A 2240-nucleotide genomic window follows, 5' to 3' on the forward strand; every position below is an offset into this window, starting at 1 on the left:
GCGCCTACAACACCAACGATCTGCTCAATGTCGGCCCCCGGCCGGACGGCACCCTGGTACCCGTCCAAGAAGCGGCTCTCACCACTATCGGGCAGTGGATGAACACCAACGGCGCCTCGATCCACGGAGCGTCCAGCAGTCGCCAGAGCCGCCGTGACGGACGAAGTGGATCTGAGTCGCATCGCAACCTCCAGAATCAAATAGGATTTGGTGGAGCGATATTCAGCCAGCTACTGCGCCGCGTCAAGTGCTCTGACACAACCGCGTCTCGAAAGCTCTCCGCCTCCACCCTGGAGTGCTGGGCCCAAGGGGCTGTCGAGTCGGCCTATTCTCTGGCAAACGCCGCGAAAGAGCACGGCTTGGCGCCGGACTCCGACACCGGCAGCCCACTCGCCGCAGGCCTTCTTGGCGACAACGCTCGCCGCAGAGCGGCTGGAACCTGCCATCCGATGACTCATGACAGCCCTTGATCATATAGAGAATTCCTGTCGGATCCGTTGACATTCACGTCCCGTGGCTTTCCACTTGCGTCCCACAGGCACCACCTGGCGGGCATCCCACCCGCGATGCCACCCACTCCGCCACTCGTGAGGAGTTCCGAGCCATGCCAAATGGACCCCCCTGCCCAGCCGCCGGCCGACGACCGGGGCGCGGTGTCGCGCCATAGCGTCCTGTGGACGTTCGCAGCCATCGGCGCGACACCGGTACAGAACGCCAACCATCAGCGGACGATCACCGACACCACCGACGGCTACGTCATGATCACCCCGGTCCGAAGCGGGAAAGTCCTAGGAACCCGCGGCGACTCCACCACCGTAGGAGCCGCGATCGGACAACGGGCCCCCAACGGCGGCACCGCACCGCACGGGAGTGGCAACTCATCAGAAGATCACCGTCACAGGGCGCCACTCCGACCGGGATGCTGAATACCCGGTCAGCCACACCCCACGTCAATAGCCCTGACACAACGGTGTCTCGACCGTCCCACCGAGTACGAGACCATCAGACCGTCCTCGCCGCCTGACCACCACACCGATGGTGTCCGTCAAGGCGGAGCGAGTTCATGGAAAACTCCGAGACCTTTCCGACGGCCTCCACCCGGCCGACGGCCGAAGCGCGGTGTCGCGCCGTAACGCCCTGCGGTGCCCGCGACTGTCGGCACGCTGCGACCCGCCGTGTCGCCGACCAAACCCCTCCCACCAAAGACGAGCAACCTTCGCTCATGACCCTCACGTGAGGAGATTGACTTGAACCGATTGACGCGAGGACTCTTGGCCCTCGCTCTCCTTCTCGGCCCGACAGGCGCCTTGATGCCGGGTACGGCGAGTGCCGCAGGCGGCCCGGGAACCAACTTCGCCTACGGCGATCCGATGTCGGACAGCCGCACCGAGTGGTTCCGCGACAACGCGCGGTTCGGCATGTTCATCCACTTCGGGCCGACCTCCTACTTCGGTAGCGCCTACAACGGGTGCTCCTCAGACTGGCTCTGGCGCGACTGCAACGTGCCCGACGACGTGTACGCCGCCGGCGCTGCCAACTTCAACCCCTCCCAGTGGGACGCCAAGCGCATTGTGGCTAACGCCAAGGCCGCCGGGATGAAGTACATCGTGTTCACCACGAAGCACCACGACGGCTTCGCGATGTGGGACACCGACGTCAACGACTGGAACCTGCGCGACCACAGCGGCTTCCAGCGTGACATCATCGAGGAACTCGAGCAGGAGACCAAGGCTGCCGGGATGAAGCTCGGCCTCTACTACTCCATCTGGGACTGGTACGACCCCGACTACACCAACAACATCAACGCCTACCTCTCCCGGGCCAAGACGCAGGTGTCGGAACTGATGACCCGCTACGCCCCGGACCTCCTGTGGTTCGACGGCAGTAGTGACGCGTTGACGAATCCAAACGCGAACTACACCCTGCGCGAGACCGAGGAGTTCCAGGCCGAGATCCGGGCTCTCGCACCGAACGTCGTCATCAACGACCGCATCGGAAAGCGCATGCCGATGGGGGGCGACTACTACACCTACGAGGACACCGTACCTGCGGCAGTTCCTACCAATCGCCTGCAGGAAGCCTGTGGAACGATCTCGAACCGGTGGTTCTGGTCACCGAATGACACGGGAACGAAGCCGATCTCCACCCTGGTGCGCAACCTCGTCACGAACAGCGCCTACAACACCAACGATCTGCTCAATGTCGGCCCCCGGCCGGACGGCACCCTGGTACCCGTCCAA

At 63.9% G+C, this 2240-nt stretch carries 2 protein-coding genes; both read left to right on the forward strand.

Annotated elements, in window-relative coordinates:
- A partial coding sequence (locus PUR56_RS00665; protein ID WP_329947401.1) for an alpha-L-fucosidase occupies positions 1-470 on the forward strand: 470 nt, incomplete at its 5' end.
- A gap of 777 nt (positions 471-1247) precedes the next feature.
- On the forward strand, positions 1248-2240 hold a 993-nt coding region (locus PUR56_RS00670; RefSeq protein ID WP_329947402.1), incomplete at its 3' end, for an alpha-L-fucosidase.

Source organism: Streptomyces sp. BE303 (assembly GCF_036290945.1).
Taxonomy (GTDB): Bacteria; Actinomycetota; Actinomycetes; order Streptomycetales; family Streptomycetaceae; genus Kitasatospora.